Source organism: Sphingopyxis sp. MG, from assembly GCF_002953155.1.
Classification (GTDB): Bacteria; Pseudomonadota; Alphaproteobacteria; order Sphingomonadales; family Sphingomonadaceae; genus Sphingopyxis; species Sphingopyxis granuli.
On the sequence record NZ_CP026381.1, the window covers coordinates 2,969,003 to 2,986,308 of the forward strand.

The following is a 17,306-nucleotide window of genomic DNA, read 5'->3' on the forward strand; positions in this document are numbered from 1 at the left end:
AAGGGCAGCGGTGCGCGCGGCCTCAAAGCGCCCCGTGGCAATGCTTGTATTTGCGGCCCGACCCGCAGGGACAGGGCGCGTTGCGGCTGATCTCCATCGCCGCATAGGGATTCTCGCCCTCGGGCAGGTCGGGACGCGGGGCCGCCATCGGGGGCAGCGTGTCGGCGATCACGCCCAGCGATCCGCCGTCGATGTCGGCGCTGTTGTCCTCGCCGGTGAAGGGGTCGATGTGCGTGGTCAGGAAGTCGGGGAGATCGGGCAGCGGCAGCGGCTCGGGCTCCTGGAACTGGAAGTCGATCCGCGCGACGGTGCGCGTCACATCCTCGCGGATGTTCTGGAGCATGCGCTCGAACAGGGCGAAGGCTTCCTGCTTATATTCGTTGATCGGCTGCTTCTGCGCATAGGCGCGCAGGAAGACGACCTGGCGCAGCGCGTCGAGCGTCGACAGATGCTCCTTCCAATGATGGTCGAGTGTCTGGAGCAGGATCGACTTCTCGATCCCGCGCCACGTTTCGGGGTCGACCTGCGCCGCCTTCGCGGCGGCGGCGTCCTCGGCCATCTTCTGGATGCGCTCCTCGAAGATTTCGGGATCGACCTCGTCCTCTTCCATCCACGCTTCGAGCGGCGGCGCCAGTTCGAGCACGTCGGCGATGCGCGCCTTCATCTGCGCGATGTCCCACTGCTCGGGATAGCTGCCGGGCGGGCAGGCGTCGGCGACGATCGAATTGACCGTTTCGGCGCGCATCGCGTCCATCGCGTCGTCGACCGTGTCGCTGTCGATGATCTCGCCGCGCTGGTCGTAGATAACCTTGCGCTGGTCGTTCATGACATTGTCATATTCGACGACCTGCTTGCGGATGTCGTAGTTGCGCGCCTCGACCTTCTTCTGCGCGGTCTCGATCGCCTTCGACAGCCATTTCGACCCGATCGCCTCGCCGTCCTCCAGATTCTTGTTCATCATCTTCGCGAACAGCGTGTCGGGGCCGAAGATGCGCAGCAGGTCGTCGTCGAGGCACAGGTAGAATTTCGACAGGCCGGGGTCGCCCTGGCGTCCCGAGCGGCCGCGCAGCTGGTTGTCGATGCGGCGGCTTTCATGGCGTTCGGTGCCGAGCACGAACAGCCCGCCCGCCGCCTTCACCGCCTCGCGTTCGGCGGCGACCTCCTCGCGGATGCGCGCTTCGGCCGCGTCGCGCTCGGGCCCCGCGGGCATGTCGCCCACTTCGTTCTCGATGCGCGATTCCTCGTTGCCGCCCAGCTTGATGTCGGTGCCGCGGCCCGCCATGTTGGTCGCGATGGTGACGGCACCCAGCCGCCCCGCCTGCGCGACGATATTGGCCTCGCTCTCGTGGAAGCGCGCGTTGAGCACGCTGTGCGCGACGCCTTCCTTTTCGAGGAAGGAGGAGAGCAGTTCCGACTTCTCGATCGACACGGTGCCGACCAGCACCGGCTGGCCGCGCTCGTTCGCCTCGCGGATCGTACGCGCGATGGCGCCGAACTTGTCGGTGATGTTCTTGTAGAACTCGTCCTCCTCGTCGGCCCTCGCGATCGGGCGATTGGTCGGGATGGTGACGACGTTCATCTTGTAGATTTCGAAGAATTCGGCCGCCTCGGTCGCCGCGGTGCCGGTCATGCCCGCGAGCTTCGGGTACATGCGGAAATAATTCTGGAAGGTGATCGACGCGAGCGTCTGGTTCTCGGGCTCGATCTTGACCCCTTCCTTCGCCTCGACCGCCTGGTGCAGGCCATCGGACCAGCGGCGCCCGTCCATCATGCGGCCGGTGAACTCGTCGATGATGACGACCTTGTCGTCCTTGACGATATAGTCGGTGTCGCGGCGGAACATCTGGATCGCCTTCAGCGCCTGGTTGACGTGATGGACGACCTGGGTGTTCTCGATGTCATAGAGGTTGCTGCCCTGGAGGAGCCCGGCGGCCTCGAGCAGTCGCTCGACATGCTCGGTGCCGTCCTCGGTCAGGCTGATCGACTTGGTCTTCTCGTCCTTCTCGTAATCGGCTTCGACGAGCTGGTTCACCACCTCGTTGACGCGGATGTAGAGTTCCGACTTGTCGTCGGTCGGGCCCGAGATGATCAGCGGCGTGCGCGCCTCGTCGATCAGGATCGAATCGACCTCGTCGACGATGCCGAAGTTGAAGGGGCGGTGCACCATCTGCGTGCGGTCGAACTTCATGTTGTCGCGCAGATAGTCGAACCCCAATTCGTTGTTCGTCGCATAGGTGATGTCGCAATTATAGGCTTCGCGCCGCTGCGTCTCGTTGAGGTTCGGGACGATGACGCCGGTGGTGAGGCCAAGGAAGCCATAGACCTCGGCCATCCATTCGGCGTCGCGGCGGGCCAGATAGTCGTTGACCGTGACGACGTGGACGCCCTTGCCCTCGAGCGCGTTCAGATAGACGGGCAGCGTCGCCATCAGCGTCTTGCCCTCGCCGGTCGCCATCTCGGCGATCTCGCCGCGGTGGATGACGATGCCGCCGACCATCTGCACGTCGAAATGCCGCATGCCGAGCCGGCGCCTCGCGGCCTCGCGGACGGTGGCGAAGGCTTCGGGCAGGATATCGTCGAGCGTCTCGCCGGCTTCGAGCCGGTCGCGGAATTTCTGTGTCTGCGCGCGCAGGCCGTCGTCGTCGAGCGCCTCCATCGCGGGCTCGAAGGCGTTGATCCCGGTGACGATCTTGCGGATCGAGGCGACGTAGCGGTCGTTGGACGAACCGAAAAGGCTTTTGGCGAAGCTGCCGAACATGGCGATTTCCTTGGTATATGAACTGAAAGAGGCGGCTTGTGCGCCGCCGGGCCGCTGATTGCGGCCGCTGGTCGATCGTCAGGCGCGAAGGCCCGCGAAAAAGGCTATTCGAGCGCCCGGTCGATGCGGCCGAGCAGGCCGGGAAGATGCGGCGCCGACGAGCGCGGCGCCTTGCGGCAGGCGCAGGAGGCGCGGCGGGTCGGGGTCGGGTCGACGGGACGGCGGACCTTGTCGTTATTCTCGCTCTGGCTCGCCACATCGGCGAGCAAGACGAGCGACCCCATCGTGGCGGGCGCCAGCGGCGCGGCCACGGCCCGGTCCGCACCGGCGAGGCCGGTCAGCAAGGCCAAAAGGGTCAGCAATAACCGCAAGAATCGCCCCTCTTCAGGTTGAGCGCGCCCCCCTATGCGCACGCGACGCTGAACATAGGGTGAAAGCCCCGCCGCGTCTAGGGTCCTGACCCCTGGTCGGCATTGCCGCTTGACGCGCGGGCTTCCGACGCTCCATCCCTCGCTGACAAACATGTCAGGGAGGGCGCGATGACGAGGAAGGCAATTTTCATCACCGGCGGCGGATCGGGGATCGGCCGGGCGACCGCGCGACATTTCGCCGCGCAGGACTGGTTCGTCGGCATCGCCGACGTCAATGCGCAAGGGATCGACGAAACCGCGGCGCTGCTTCCCGACGGCGCCTCGTCGCGCCACGTCATGGACGTGCGCGACCGCGACCAGTGGCGGGCGGCGCTTGCCGATTTCGCGGCGGCGAGCGGCGGCCGGCTCGACGTGTTGTTCAACAATGCCGGCATCGGAACGGGGGGCCAGTTGATCGACATGCCGCCCGAGGAGGCCGACCGGCTGATCGCGATCAACTTCGGTGGCGTCGTCAACGGCATCTACGCGGCGCTGCCGCTGCTCCGCGCGACGCCGGGGGCGACGATCCTCAACACGGGCTCCGCATCGGGCTTCTACGGCGTCGGCGGGCTCGCCATCTATTCGGCGACCAAATTCGCGGTGCGCGGCCTGACCGAGGCCCTCGACATCGAATTCGCCAAGCACGGCATCAAGGTCCGCTCGCTGATGCCGGGCTTCATCGACACCCCGCTGCTCGATCAGGTCAGCGCCGACAGCAACGAACCCGCGCGCAATCGCCTGTCGGCGAACGGATATGAGATCGTGCCCGTCGAACGCGTCGCCGAAGCGGCGTGGGACGCGGTGCACGGCGACCGGGTGCATGTGACGGTGGGCAAGATGGCGAAGCGTCTCGCCCGCCTCGCCCGCTGGTTCCCCGGCCTGATCGTCAAGCAGTCGAAGAAGGTCGACGGCCTGGGGGGATAGGGCGAGCTTGACGCGCCATCCCTAGCCCCGCCCCACCACGCGCCACGCGAGCTCCGCGAACTCGCACAGCAGGGGCCGCGTGTCGCGCGGGTCGATGATGTCCTCGACCCCGAATTTCTCCGCGGTGCGGAACGGGCTGCGTACGCGGTTGAGCCGTTCGCGGATCGCCTCCAGATGCGCCCCCGGGTCTTCGGCCGCTTCCAGTTCGCTCTTGTAGGCGACCTCGACTCCGCCCTCGATCGGCAGGCTGCCCCAGTCGCCCGACGGCCAGGCGAAGCGGTACTGGAAGCGCTCGGCGTTCGACATCGCGCTCCCCGCGATGCCGTAGGCGCGCCGCACCACCACCGACGCGAGCGGCACCGACGCGCGATAGATCGCGTTCATCGCCTGCACGCCATAGCGGATCGTCCCTGTCCGCTCGGCCTCGCCGCCGATCATGAAGCCCGGATTGTCGACGAGGTGGACGATCGGCAGATGGAACTGGTCGGCGAGCTTGACGAAGCGCTCGGCCTTCTCGCTCGTCTTCGCGTCCCACGATCCGCCGAGGTAGGTGGGATCGCTGGCGAGCACCGCGACCGGCCAGCCGTCGAGGCGGGCAAAGGCGGTGATGACCGCCCGCCCCCAGCGCGCGCCCATTTCGAAGACGCTGCCCTTGTCGAACACGGCTTCGGCGATGCGCCGCATCGAATAGACCTGCTTCGCCTCGCGCGGCACGACCGACAGCAGCGCCTCCTCGCGCCGGCCCGCGGGGTCGCGATTCTTCGTCCGCACGGCGCGATCGTGGATCGACGACGGGAGGTAGGACAGGAAGCGGCGGGCGCGCGCGAAAGCCTCCGCCTCGCTCGCCACCTCGTCGTCGACGACGCCATTGCGCGTGTGCACGTCGCTGCCGCCCAGTTCCTCGCGGTCGAGCGTGTCGCCGATCGCCGCCGCGACCGCCGGCCCCGCCGCGAAAAGCTGCGACAGGCCGCGCACCATCAGGCTGTAGTGGCTCGCGACGACCCGCGCCGCGCCCAGCCCGGCCGTCGGCCCCAGCGCGAGCGCGACCACCGGCACCGTGTCGAGATTGGCGATGATCTGGTCCCAGCCGGGCACATGCGGGATATAGGTATAGCCCATGTCCTCCAGCGTCTTGACCGACCCGCCGCCGCCGGTGCCGTCGATCATGCGGATCAGCGGCAGGCGATATTCGTGCGCCATCGCCTCGCACTGGATGAACTTGCGGTGCAGCGCCGCGTCGGCCGCGCCGCCGCGCACGGTAAAGTCGTCGGCGCTCGCGACCACCGGCCGCCCGTCGATATTGGCGCGGCCGAAGATGAAGTTGCTCGCAGCCAGATCTTCCAGTTCGCCGTCGGGACCATAAGTGCCCCGTCCCGCGATCTGCCCGATCTCGCGAAAGCTGCCCGCGTCGACGATCGCGGCGAGCCGCGCCCGCGCGTCCATCTTGCCGCGGCTGTGCTGGCGCGCGACCTTTTCGGCGCCGCCCATCTTCTCCGCCATCGCGCGCCGCGCGGCGAGTTCGGCGACTTCCTTTTCCCAGCTCATCGCGCGACGCTAGCTTACGTTGACGGAAACGTCATTCCCATTTTCTCCCCTCCCGTTTACGAGAGGGGCAAAGGGGAGAGAAGAGATATGACCGACATCACCCTCGCGGGCCGCACCGCGCTCGTCACCGGCGCCTCGCGCGGCATCGGGCGCGGCATCGCGCTGGCGCTGGCCAGGGCGGGCGCCGATATCGCGGTCAACTATACGCGCGATGGCGAGGCCGCCGCCGAAACGGTGGCCGGGGTGATCGCACTCGGCCGCAAGGCTCGGGCCTATCAGGCATCGGTCGCCGACGAAGCGGCGTCCGCCGCGATGGTCGCCGCAATCGAGGCCGACTTCGGCCCCATGTCGATCCTGATCAACAACGCCGGCATCGCCAGTCGCGGCAAAACCGTCGCCGACACCGACGCCGCCGAGGTCGAGAAGCTGCTCGCCATCCACGCGGTCGGCGCCCATCGCCTGTCGCGCCTCGCGTTGCCGCAGCTTCGCCGGCACGAGCGCAGCGACATCGTCGTCATCTCGAGCGTCGCGACGCTGAACCACGCCGCCAACGGCGCGCCCTACAACATGGCGAAGGCGGCGGCCGAGGCGCTGGCGCTCACCCTCGCCAAGGAAGAGGTGCGCAGCGGCGTGCGCGTCAACATCGTCGCACCGTCGCTGACCGTCAGCGACATGGGTGAGCGGCTGGCACGCGCGATCACGGGGCAGGACGACATCCATCACCTCGACGCCAAATTCCCCTTCGGCCGCGTCCCCACGCCCGACGATGTCGCCGCGGCGGTGCTGTGGTTCGTCTCCGACGCCAACCCCTATTGTTCGGGGCAGAAGCTCAACATCGACGGCGCCGGACAGGGAAGCTTTCGCTGACCCCCGCACCGTCGCCCCTATGACCCGTCCCTAATGATCCCGAGGTCCGATCCATGAAATCCTTCGCCGCCCTTGCCCTTGCCGTCCTGCTTGCGGGCTGCGCCGCCGCCCAGTCGAAGGAACCGCGCGCCGCATCCGAAACGGCGCCGCCCGCCGGTCCGATGTTCGAGCCTACCGAGGTGCGCTCGGCGGGGTCGGTGACGGTCGACGGCGTCGCCATCGCCTATCAGGCGGTGGCGGGCACGCTGATCGTCCATCCGAAGGGATGGACCGACACGCTCGCCGCCGAGCGCCGCCGCGACAAGGATGCCGGAAAGGACGTGCCCGACGCCGAGGCGTCGATGTTCTACACCGCCTATTTCCAGGAGGGCGTGCCCGCCGAGAGCCGCCCGATCACCTTCTTCTTCAACGGCGGCCCCGGATCGCCGACGCTGTGGCTGCACATGGGCGCCTTCGGCCCGGTGCGCGTCGAGACGCCCGATCTGGTTCACGGCAGCGCGCCCTATCGCATCGTCGCCAACGACCAGAGCCTGCTGGGCGTCAGCGACCTCGTCTTCGTCGACGCGCCGGGCACCGGCTTCAGCCGCGTCGCGGGCAAGGACAAGGCCGACGCCTTCTTCGGCGTCGATCAGGACATCCACGCCTTCACCGTCTTCATCCGCGATTTCCTATCGAAACACGGCCGCTGGAAATCGCCCAAATATCTCTATGGCGAAAGCTATGGGACGATGCGCGCCGCGGGGATGACGCTGGCGCTGCAACGGCAGGACATCGACCTCAACGGCGTGATCCTGCTGTCCGACATCCTGAACTGGGACCTTGTCCCCGACGACCCGCAGCTCAACCCCGGGGTCGACCTGCCCTATATCGTGTCGCTGCCGACCTATGCCGCGACCGCCTGGTACCACAAGCGCGCCGCGGGCAATCATCCCGAACTGCGTCCCTTCCTCGACGAAGTCGAAAGATTCGCCACCACCGACTATGCGCTCGCGCTGATGAAGGGGAACGGGCTTCCCGACGATGAGCGGCAGGCGATCGCCGCAAGGCTCCACGCCTATACCGGGCTGCCGCTCGCCTATCTGCTCAAGACGAACCTGCGCATCGAATATGGCGCGATGCAGAAGGAACTGCTCGCCGACAAGGGGCAGACGACCGGGACGCTCGACACGCGCTTCACCGGGCCGACGCTCGACCCGCTGAGCAAGACCGCCTCCTACGATCCGCAGGGCAGCGCGATCGGCGGCGCCTACACCGCGGCGTTCAACGATTACGCCCGGCGCACGCTCGGCTATGGCGAGGGCCGGCATTACGAGGGCAGCCTCGGCGTCTATGGAAGCTGGGACTACAAGCACGAACCGCCCGAGGCCGGCAGGCCGCTGATCGCCCTCCCCAACGTGCTGCCGGACCTCGCGGCCGCGATGAAGCAGAATCCCCAGATGAAGCTGCTCGTCACCGGCGGCTATTTCGACGTCTCGACCCCCTATTTCGCGGGCTGGTACGAGCTTCAGCACCTGCCGGTTCCCAAGGAGCTGCAGGCGAACATCGCCTATAAATATTATCCCGCCGGCCACATGGTCTACGTCAACGTCCCGTTGCTTCGCGAGATGCGCGTCGACGTCGCCGACTTCATCCGCCGCACCGACCATATCGACTGAACCGCGCGGCGGTCATCTCATCGCACCGAAGCCCCGTCATGCGTCCCGACTCGCCCTCGCCGCTCGTCCCGTTCCTCGTCGCCTGCGCGGGGATAGCGACCTATTCGTCGATGGACGTGCTGATGAAGGGCCTGTCGATCGGCATCGGCGCCTATAATGCGGTGCTGTGGCGTACGATGGCGGGAAGCGTGCTGAGCGGTCTCGTCTATTTCGCGGCGCGGCCGGCGCGCCCCGACACGGCGACGATGCGCATCCACGCCTGGCGCTCGCTGTTCGTCACCGGCATGGCGCTCGGCTTCTTCTGGGCGCTCGCGCGGCTGCCGATGGCCGAGGCGATCGCGCTCGCCTTCGTCGCGCCGCTGCTCGCGCTCTACATGGCTGCGATCTTCCTCGGCGAGCGGATCGGGCGACGCTCGATCGCCGCGTCGCTGCTGGGGTTCGCGGGGGTGCTGGTGATCGTCGCGGGCAAGCTGCGCGGCGGCGGGCACGACACGCAGGCGCTGTGGGCGGTCGGCGCGGTGTTCCTTTCGGCGGTCTGCTACGCCTACAACCTCATCCTCGCGCGGCGGCAGGCGAAGATGGCGGGGCCGGCGGAGATCGCCTTCTATCAGAATCTGTTCGTCGCGCTGTTCCTGTCGCTTGCGGCGCCGTGGTTCGCGGCGATTCCCGCCGCCGCCCACGCTGCGCCGATCGTCGGCGCCGCGCTGCTCGCCATCCTGTCGCTGCTGCTGCTGAGTTGGGCCTATGCGCGTGCCGAGGCGCAGATCCTGGCGACCACCGAATATACCGGTTTCCTGTGGGCGATGCTGTTCGGCTGGTTCTTCTATGCCGAGCCGGTGACGCTGCCGACGATCGCCGGCGCGCTGCTGATCGTCGCCGCCTGCCTGATCGTCACGCGCAAGACCCCGCGCAGAGACCCGGTCGAGCCGGCGGCGGCTTAGGCAATATTTCGCGCGAATTCACACCGCCGCGCGCGCGAGCCGGTCGTTGATCGCCGCGCCCAGTCCATCGGCCGGAATCGCGGCGACCGCGATCCGCGGCTTTACGCTCGCCGCTCCCGCATGCAGCGCGTCGAACAGATGCGCCGCCGCCTCGGTCGCGTCGCCCGCCTCGCTCAGGCAATAGTCGCCGCGCAGGGCGCCGAAGCCGATGCCGAACTCGTCGGGCGCAAAGGAAGCCGCATCCAGCCGCACCGGCTTGCCCGGCGCATAATGACTTGCCAGCATACCGGGGGCAACGACGTCGGCCCCCTTGCGTCCGCGGACAGGGAGGCCGCTGGCTGCGCCGAGCATCGCCGCCGTCACCGGCCCCGGTCGCAGCACCTCCACCGCGCCGTCCACGACCCGTGCGATCGTCGATTCGACTCCGGCCGTCGTCGCACCATCGTCGATCACCAGCGCGATCCGTCCGTCGAGACTCGTCAGCACATGCGCCGCCCTCGTCGGGCTCACCCGGCCGCTGGCGTTGGCGCTCGGCGCGGCGAGCGGCGCGCGGCTGGCGGCAAGCAGCGCCCGCATCGCCCGGTGCGCCGGCACGCGCAGCGCGATCGTGTCGAGCCCCGCCGTCGCGATGCGCGCAACCGTGCAGTCGCGCGTGCGCGGCACCACCAGCGTCAGCGGCCCCGGCCAGAAGCGCGCCGCGAGGGTGCGCTCGGCCGTGCCGAACACCCCCAGCGCCTCGGCCGCCGCCAGATCGGGCACATGGACGATCAGCGGGTTGAAGTCAGGCCGCCCCTTCGCGGCATAGATGCGCGCGACCGCATCGGCGTTCCGTGCATCGGCGGCGAGGCCGTAGACCGTTTCGGTCGGCACCGCGACCGGAAGCCCCTGCGCGACGAGCGCCGCGGCGCACACGACCGTGTCGGCGTCGAAGGCGCAGACTTCGGTTGCCATACTCTCGATTGGACCATCGGCCATGCCGCGCTATAGCGCCGGCTGCAACGGAATCACCCCCTAAAACGGGACGCTTCATGACCTATACCGCGCCGACCACCGAACAGCTATTCGTCCTCGACCATATCGCCCGCATCGACGCGATGGCGCAGCACGAGCGCTTCGCCGCCGCGACCCCCGACATGGTCGAGGCGATCGTCACCGGCATCGGCGACTTTGCGGCAGAGGTCTACGCGCCGCTCAACCGCGTCGGCGACGTGAACAATCCCCGCTGGGAAGACGGCAAGGTCACCATGCCGCCGGGCTTCAAGGAAGCCTATCGGCAGTTCGTCGAGGCGGGCTGGGGCAGCCTCGACGGTCCCGCCGCCTATGGCGGGCAGGACCTGCCCTTCACCCTCGCGACCGTGGTGATCGAGGCGCTGGGCAGCGCCGACATGGGCTTCACCCTGTGCAACATCCTGACGCCCGGCGCGATCCACGCGCTGATGGCCTATGGCACCGAGGAACAGCGCCAGACCTGGCTCCCGAAGCTCGTCACCGGCGAGTGGAACGGCACGATGAACCTGACCGAGCCGAGCGCGGGCAGCGACGTCGGCGCGCTGCGCTCGACCGCCGAGAAGGTGGCCGAGGGCGAACATGCCGGCCTCTACCGGATCCGGGGGCAGAAGATTTTCATCACCTTCGGCGAGCACGATCTCACCGACAATATCGTCCACCTCGTCCTCGCGCGCACGCCGGGCGCGCCCGAGGGGACGCGCGGCATCTCGCTGTTCCTCGTCCCCAAATACCGGCTCGATGCCGAAGGGCGGCCGACGATTTCGAACGGCGTGCGCTGCGCATCGATCGAACACAAGCTCGGCATCCACGGCTCGCCGACCGCAGTGATGATCTATGGCGAGGAGGAGGATTGCCTCGGCGAGATCGTCGGCGAAGAGATGGGCGGCATGCGCGCGATGTTCGTGATGATGAACAACGCCCGCCTGATGGTCGGCTGTCAGGGCGTCCAGATCGCCGAACGCGCGCTGCAGCAGGCACAGCGTTATGCCGCCGAGCGCGTCCAGTCGGCGCTCGCGGGTTCGCCCGACCGGACCCCGGTGACGATCGAGCATCATCCCGACGTCAAGCGCATGCTGTGGCGGATGCGCGCGCAGACCGAGGCCGCGCGCGCGCTCATCTATTATGCGTCGGCGCAGACCGATTTCGGCAAGCTGGGCGACGCCGCCGCGGCGCTGCGCGCCGACGTCCTGATCCCGCTGGCGAAGGCGCATGCGACCGACATCGGCTGCGAGGTCGCGAGCCTCGGCGTGCAGGTCCACGGCGGCATGGGTTTCATCGAGGAGACCGGCGCCGCGCAACATTACCGCGATGCGCGCATCGCGCCGATCTATGAAGGCACCAACGGCATCCAGGCCGCCGACCTCGTCGGACGCAAGCTCGGCCTTGCCGGCGGCGAGGGGGTGCGCTCGCTGATCGCCGACATCGCGCACGGCGGCGCCGATTTCCCCGAACTGACGCAGCTTGCCGAGGCGTGCGGCGCGGTCACCGACTGGCTCGAACAGGCGAGCATGCCCGACCGGCTTGCGGGCAGCTATCCCTATCTGACAATGCTCGCGACGGCGACCTGCGGCTGGCTGATGGCGATCGAGCATCGGGCGGCGAAAGCGGCGCTCGAAGCGAACGACGGCGATGCCGCCTTCCTGGGATCCAAGATCGCCTCGACGCGTTTCTATCTTCAGCAGATCGTGCCCGCCGCGACGGGTCTGGCCGCCGCCGCGCTCGCAGGCGACGCCGCGCTTCCCACGCTACCGCGGATCGGCTGATTTCCGCCGGGGTCGGGCGCATGATTAACGCGATGATAACCATCGCGTCCTAAGCACGGCGGGCAATCGCTGGAGACGTGCGTGCCCAATCCGGTCAGAAGCCTGATCATCAGTTGGCGGTCCATCGGCCTGTCGCTGCTGTTGAGCGTGCTCGTCGGCCTGTCGGCGGCCGCGGTGCCGCTCGACCGGCTGGTCGAAGCGGCCATCGGCCGGTTTGCCTGGCGACCGGTGTCGGGCGATATCGTGGTCGTCGCAATCGACGAGCGAACGCTCGACAATTCGCCCAAATCCAGCTTTTCGCTGACACAGCACGCACAGGTCGTCGACGCGGTCAATGCCGCCGGCGCGCGGCGGCTGTTCATCGATTTCTACTACAACCGACGCGAGGCGGACAGCGACTTTCCCCGACTGACCGGGGCCATTCGCCGCATGGGCGACCGGGTCGTCCTGGGGCTGGTTGCCGGCTCGAACAGGCCCGGCGATTTCCAGCCGACGTTCCTTCCCAGTCCCGCGTTCGGCTCTGCCGCCGGTCAGGCCAGCATAGGGCTGGAATATGATTTTTGGCAGGTCTGGCGTCTCGCGACGGCCGTCTCGATCGGCGGGAAAACCGTTCCGAGCTTTTCCGCGTTGTTGGCGCAGCGGTCGCTTCCGATCGGCAGTTTCGCGCTCGACTATTCCTATCGAACCAGCTCCATTCCCGTCTATGAGGCCATCGACCTGCTCTCGGGAAAGGTCGGCCGGCGCGAGTTGGCGGGCAAGGATGTCGTCTTCGCACCCACCGCCCCCTCCTTTCAGGACGCGCATTTTCTGCCGGGACATAATCGCGTGCCGGGCGCCTTCATCCATGTCATCGGCGCGGAGACGCTGAAGCGCGGCAATCCGGCCGACATAGGCTGGATGCCGGCGTTCGCGCTCGCCCTCCTCACGACGTTGGGCGCCGTCGCCTTCCGCCGTGGCCGATGGTTCAATGCGACCGCATTGGGCACGATCGCGGCGCTGATCGTCGTCAAGGTCTGGCTGACGACGATGCTCGTCACCTGTTCGATCGGCGCCGCACTGGTCCTGATCGGGGTGTTCGGTGCCAATGTTTCGCGCCGCCGCCGCCGCGAATCGGCGCTCCACGAAAATCCCGTATCGGGGCTACCCAATTTCGAGGCGTTGCGGTCGCAGGCGCCGTTCGGAAGCCACACCGTGGTTGCGGCAAAGCTTGTCAATTTCGGCGATCTCGTCGCCTTTCTGCCCGGCGAAGGCAGCCAGCAGCTCGTCGAGCAGGTCGCCCGACGCCTGCAGCTCGCGTCGCAGTCGACGGCGCTGCACCACGACCCCGACGGCAACTTCGCCTGGCTCGTCCCATTTTATCAGCACAGCCAGATCGAGGCGCAACTCGCGGGCCTCGCCGCGCTGTTCAACGCCCCGCTGACGATCGGCGGCGCGCGCATCGACGTCGCGATCGCCTTCGGCGTCAACGACGAGTTCGAGGGATCGAATGCGCAGCGGCTGGCCGCGGCGCTGGTTGCCGCCGATCACGCGGTCCGCACCCGCACGCTGTGGACCAAACATATGCCGCGCCAGCAGGAGGACGCCGGCTGGCAATTGAGTTTCCATTCGCAGCTCGAGGACGCACTGACCGGCGGCGACATCTGGGTCGCCTTTCAGCCGCAATATGGCATCGCGACCGGCCAGCTGGTCGGGGTGGAGGCGCTGGTGCGCTGGACGCATCCGACGCGCGGCCCCATCCCGCCCGACGAGTTCATCGTCCAGGCCGAGAAGAGCCAGGACATCTATCGCCTGACGCTGTTCGTCATGGACCAGGCGATCCGGTCGGCGGCCCAGCTGCATGCTCGCGGCCTCCACGCCAACATGTCGGTGAACCTGTCGGCGGCGTTGCTCGACCATGACGACCTCGTCGGCACGATCCGCGTGATGCTCACGGCGCATCATCTGCCGCCCGAACTGCTGACGATCGAGATTACCGAAACCGCGCAGATCGAGAACAGCCGGCAGGCGCGCCAGACGCTGGCGCAGCTTCGTCGTGCCGGCATCCGCCTGTCGATCGACGATTATGGCACCGGCCAGTCCAACCTCGAATATCTGACCGAGATCGAAGCCGACGAGATCAAGATCGACAAGCGATTCGTGATGACGATGCGCGATTCGCAGCGCAACTTCGAAATCGTCAAATCGACCATCGATCTGGCGCATCGCCTGGGCGCCGTCGCGGTCGCCGAAGGGATCGAGGACGCCCCGACGATGGCGTTGCTCCATCAACTCGGCTGCGACGTCGGACAGGGCTATCATCTTGGAAAACCGCAGTTGTTTTCCGATCTGATCGCGTCGATCTTCCCCAACTCCCACAGCCGCATCGCATAGCTGCCAATCTGGCGGCAATCCCATTGGTTAAGACTCGATTTACCTTAAAAATTAAGGTATACGCGCGGTTAACTGTTCTTTTCGTGGGGCAGTGCCGACAGGAGATTGATCATGGGTTGGTTTTGGGGTTGGCTTGGTGGCTCCGGTAGCGCCATCGGCGGCGCGTCCGCCTAAGCCTTGAAAAACTGCAGGAAGGGCCTCGGCATCGCCGGGGCCTTTTCTTTTTGGGCGAATGGCGATTCGGGATGGAGCCATTTCCGTCCGCGCCCGGGCCCCACTGCCCCCATCCCGCTCCCTGCCATGACACGGCCGTTGACGGCCACGCACCTGAAAGCGTCGAACGCCGCGGAATAGCGTGACCGGCGCGCGTCGCGGAGCGTGCGCGAGCGATGAACCGAATCAAATCAGCGACGAATCGAGTCGGTAATCGGGCATTTACTCTCTTGCATCCCTGCGCCGAAGTGGCACTATAGGTGGTGGGTGATCCGTCGGGGGGCCCCAAGAAATTGTATCTGGCTGCAAATGGCGGATTTCCGTCGCTCTTCGTGCAGAGGGGCGGGAAAAGGACGTGGTGCGCCAAATATGTCCCACCCGACGCGCCGAAAGATGCTAGGCTGGGGCTTCGCCCCGAGTCGAACAAGACAAGAACGAAGGCGCCGTCGCGCGCCATGCAAACGGGGTGAAGCAGGATGGATTTTCGCGAGACCGAACGGGTGGAGATGAACGACGTGGCGACGGTGGAACTGACGAGGAACGATGCACCGGGTGCGGCCGAATCGAAGAATGATTCGCCGGTCGCCGGGCAGGGCGATTCGGGCGAACCGAAAGTGCACGCGCGCCGATTCGAGGTCGCGACCGATTCCAGCCGCGACGCGCTGCTCACCGATTTCGGCAAGGAAACGCTGCAGGACCGCTATCTGCTGCCCGGCGAATCCTATCAGGACCTGTTCGCGCGAGTCGCGTGCGCCTATGCCGACGATGCCGACCATGCCCAGCGCCTCTACGACTATATCTCGCGCCTCTGGTTCATGCCTGCGACCCCGGTGCTCTCGAACGGCGGCACCGGCCGCGGCCTGCCCATCTCCTGCTATCTGAACTCGGTCGACGACAGCCTCGAGGGGATCGTCGGTACCTGGAACGAGAATGTCTGGCTGGCCAGCCGCGGCGGCGGCATCGGCACCTATTGGGGCAATGTCCGCGGCATCGGCGAACCCGTCGGCCTCAACGGCAAGACCAGCGGCATCATCCCCTTCGTGCGCGTGATGGACTCGCTGACCCTTGCGATCAGCCAGGGCAGCCTGCGCCGCGGTTCGGCCGCCTGCTACCTCGACATCTCGCATCCCGAGATCGAGGAGTTCCTCGAGGTGCGCAAGCCGTCGGGCGACTTCAACCGCAAGGCGCTCAACCTCCACCACGGCGTCCTGCTGACCGACGAGTTCATGGAAGCGGTGCGCGACGGCGCCGAGTTCAACCTGCGCAGCCCCAAGGACCAGAGCGTCCGCGGCACCGTCGACGCGCGCGGGCTGTTCCAGAAGCTGGTCGAGACGCGGCTCGCGACCGGCGAGCCCTACATCATCTTCATCGACCAGGTGAACCGCATGATGCCCAAGCATCACCGCGATCTGGGGCTGAAGGTCTCGACCTCGAACCTCTGCTCGGAAATCACGCTGCCGACGGGCCGCGACCATCTGGGCAACGACCGCACCGCGGTCTGCTGCCTCTCGTCGCTCAACCTCGAAACCTGGGACGAGTGGAGCGGCGACAAGCCGTTCATCGAGGACGTGATGCGCTTCCTCGACAATGTCCTCAGCGACTATATCGATCGCGCGCCCGACGAAATGGCGCGCGCCAAATACAGCGCGAGCCGCGAACGCTCGGTCGGCCTCGGCGTCATGGGCTTCCACAGCTTCCTCCAGGCGCGCGGTCTGCCCTTTGAGGGCGCGATGGCGAAATCGTGGAATCTGCGCATCTTCAAGCATATCCGCGCGCAGGTCGACCAGGCGTCGATGCTGCTCGCCAAGGAACGCGGCCCCTGCCCCGACGCGGCGGACCAGGGCGTGATGGAGCGTTTCAGCTGCAAGATGGCGATCGCGCCGACCGCGTCGATCAGCATCATCTGCGGCGGCACCAGCGCATGCATCGAGCCGATCCCGGCGAACATCTACACCCACAAGACGCTGTCAGGCAGCTTCGTGGTCAAGAACCCGCACCTCGAATCGCTGCTCGTCGACAAGGCGAAGAACAGCGATGCGGTGTGGAATTCGATCCTCGAAAAGGGCGGCAGCGTCCAGCACCTCGACTTCCTGACGCAGGACGAGAAGGACGCGTTCAAGACGAGCTTCGAGATCGACCAGCGCTGGCTGCTCGAACTCGCCGCCGACCGCACGCCCTATATCGACCAGGCGGCGTCGCTGAACCTGTTCATCCCGGCGGACGTCGAGAAGTGGGACCTGCTGATGCTCCACTATCGCGCGTGGGAACTCGGTATCAAGTCGCTCTATTATCTGCGGTCCAAGTCGGTGCAGCGCGCGGGCTTCGCGGGCGGTGTCGAGGCCGATAACACGGCCGAAGCGCCCAAATACGAACTCACGGCCGAAAGCACCGATTACGACGAATGCCTGGCGTGCCAGTGATGCGCGCACGCGCATCACTGTCCCACGGCGAGCGCCGCCACGCATCCTCCGCAGCCCTCGCGCGTTATTCCGACGCGAGGCGGGCCGAAGCGGAGCATGGCGATGAGCGACATCATCCACTACCCGATCCTGACCGCGCTGTTCACGCTGGTCAGCTTCGTCGCGATGATCTGGCTCATCATCAACGCACGCGGCGTGGCGCGGCTGTTCGCCAGGCGGACCAACGATCTGGAGCCCGGCCCGGCGCCGCGCGGCGTGACGGCATCGGCGCGCGCGGTGTGGATCGCGATCATCCTGTTCGTTCTCGGCGGATTCGGCGCCTTCCTGATGCTGTTCCTGAGCGGGGAGCGTCAGGAGCTCGACGCGATCGACGGCCGCGCGACGCTCAGCGCGCCCTATATCCCGCCCGCCGGCTGACGCCGGCACGAGCAC

General features: G+C 67.0%; 12 protein-coding genes. 8 read left to right on the plus strand and 4 right to left on the minus strand.

Features of this window, described 5'->3' with window-relative positions:
- Positions 1 to 22: 22 nt before the first annotated feature.
- Together secA and C3E99_RS13625 are read right to left on the minus strand one after the other, a co-directional pair.
- Positions 23 to 2,758: a preprotein translocase subunit SecA gene (gene secA, locus C3E99_RS13620; protein ID WP_076076912.1), complete on the minus strand. Its 2,736-nt coding sequence runs from the start codon at positions 2,756 to 2,758 to the stop codon at positions 23 to 25.
- Between the two features lie 104 nt (positions 2,759 to 2,862).
- Positions 2,863 to 3,129 (minus strand): hypothetical protein, encoded by a 267-nt coding sequence (locus C3E99_RS13625; RefSeq protein ID WP_067106142.1) that lies wholly within the window; start codon positions 3,127 to 3,129, stop codon positions 2,863 to 2,865.
- Positions 3,130 to 3,297: 168 nt separating this feature from the next.
- Between C3E99_RS13625 and C3E99_RS13630 the strand changes: the two genes are divergently transcribed.
- Positions 3,298 to 4,092, plus strand: coding sequence for an SDR family oxidoreductase (locus C3E99_RS13630; protein WP_076076914.1), 795 nt, complete (start codon positions 3,298 to 3,300; stop codon positions 4,090 to 4,092).
- A 21-nt stretch (positions 4,093 to 4,113) separates the two neighbouring features.
- On the opposite strand, the gene C3E99_RS13635 is transcribed toward C3E99_RS13630, so the two are convergent.
- Positions 4,114 to 5,637, minus strand: a complete 1,524-nt coding sequence (locus tag C3E99_RS13635) for an acyl-CoA carboxylase subunit beta (RefSeq protein WP_076076917.1) — start codon at positions 5,635 to 5,637, stop codon at positions 4,114 to 4,116.
- Between the two features lie 87 nt (positions 5,638 to 5,724).
- On the opposite strand from C3E99_RS13635, the gene C3E99_RS13640 reads away from it, so the two are divergent.
- Genes C3E99_RS13640 through C3E99_RS13650 form a run of 3 tightly spaced genes read left to right on the plus strand, consistent with a single transcriptional unit; the run spans position 5,725 to position 9,100 of the window.
- On the plus strand, positions 5,725 to 6,504 hold the full coding sequence (locus tag C3E99_RS13640; RefSeq protein ID WP_104959958.1) for an SDR family NAD(P)-dependent oxidoreductase: 780 nt from the start codon (positions 5,725 to 5,727) through the stop codon (positions 6,502 to 6,504).
- A 53-nt stretch (positions 6,505 to 6,557) separates the two neighbouring features.
- Positions 6,558 to 8,159, plus strand: coding sequence for a S10 family peptidase (locus C3E99_RS13645; protein WP_076076922.1), 1,602 nt, complete (start codon positions 6,558 to 6,560; stop codon positions 8,157 to 8,159).
- 38 nt (positions 8,160 to 8,197) lie between these two features.
- On the plus strand, positions 8,198 to 9,100 hold the full coding sequence (locus C3E99_RS13650; RefSeq protein WP_076076925.1) for a DMT family transporter: 903 nt from the start codon (positions 8,198 to 8,200) through the stop codon (positions 9,098 to 9,100).
- Between the two features lie 18 nt (positions 9,101 to 9,118).
- Here the strand turns inward: C3E99_RS13650 and C3E99_RS13655 are convergent, their stop codons facing one another.
- Positions 9,119 to 10,051, minus strand: coding sequence for an L-threonylcarbamoyladenylate synthase (locus C3E99_RS13655; RefSeq protein ID WP_076076928.1), 933 nt, complete (start codon positions 10,049 to 10,051; stop codon positions 9,119 to 9,121).
- A 77-nt stretch (positions 10,052 to 10,128) separates the two neighbouring features.
- On the opposite strand from C3E99_RS13655, the gene C3E99_RS13660 reads away from it, so the two are divergent.
- From C3E99_RS13660 to C3E99_RS13675, 4 genes are all read left to right on the plus strand, one after another.
- A complete protein-coding gene (locus tag C3E99_RS13660) occupies positions 10,129 to 11,871 on the plus strand; it encodes an acyl-CoA dehydrogenase (RefSeq protein ID WP_076076930.1) in 1,743 nt (580 codons plus the stop codon).
- A gap of 81 nt (positions 11,872 to 11,952) precedes the next feature.
- On the plus strand, positions 11,953 to 14,241 hold the full coding sequence (locus C3E99_RS13665) for an EAL domain-containing protein (protein WP_104959959.1): 2,289 nt from the start codon (positions 11,953 to 11,955) through the stop codon (positions 14,239 to 14,241).
- A gap of 689 nt (positions 14,242 to 14,930) precedes the next feature.
- Positions 14,931 to 16,874, plus strand: a complete 1,944-nt coding sequence (locus tag C3E99_RS13670; protein WP_076076933.1) for a ribonucleoside-diphosphate reductase subunit alpha — start codon at positions 14,931 to 14,933, stop codon at positions 16,872 to 16,874.
- Positions 16,875 to 16,976: 102 nt separating this feature from the next.
- Entirely contained in the window at positions 16,977 to 17,291 is a 315-nt protein-coding gene (locus C3E99_RS13675) for a hypothetical protein (protein WP_158682314.1), read from the plus strand.
- Positions 17,292 to 17,306 lie beyond the last annotated feature (15 nt).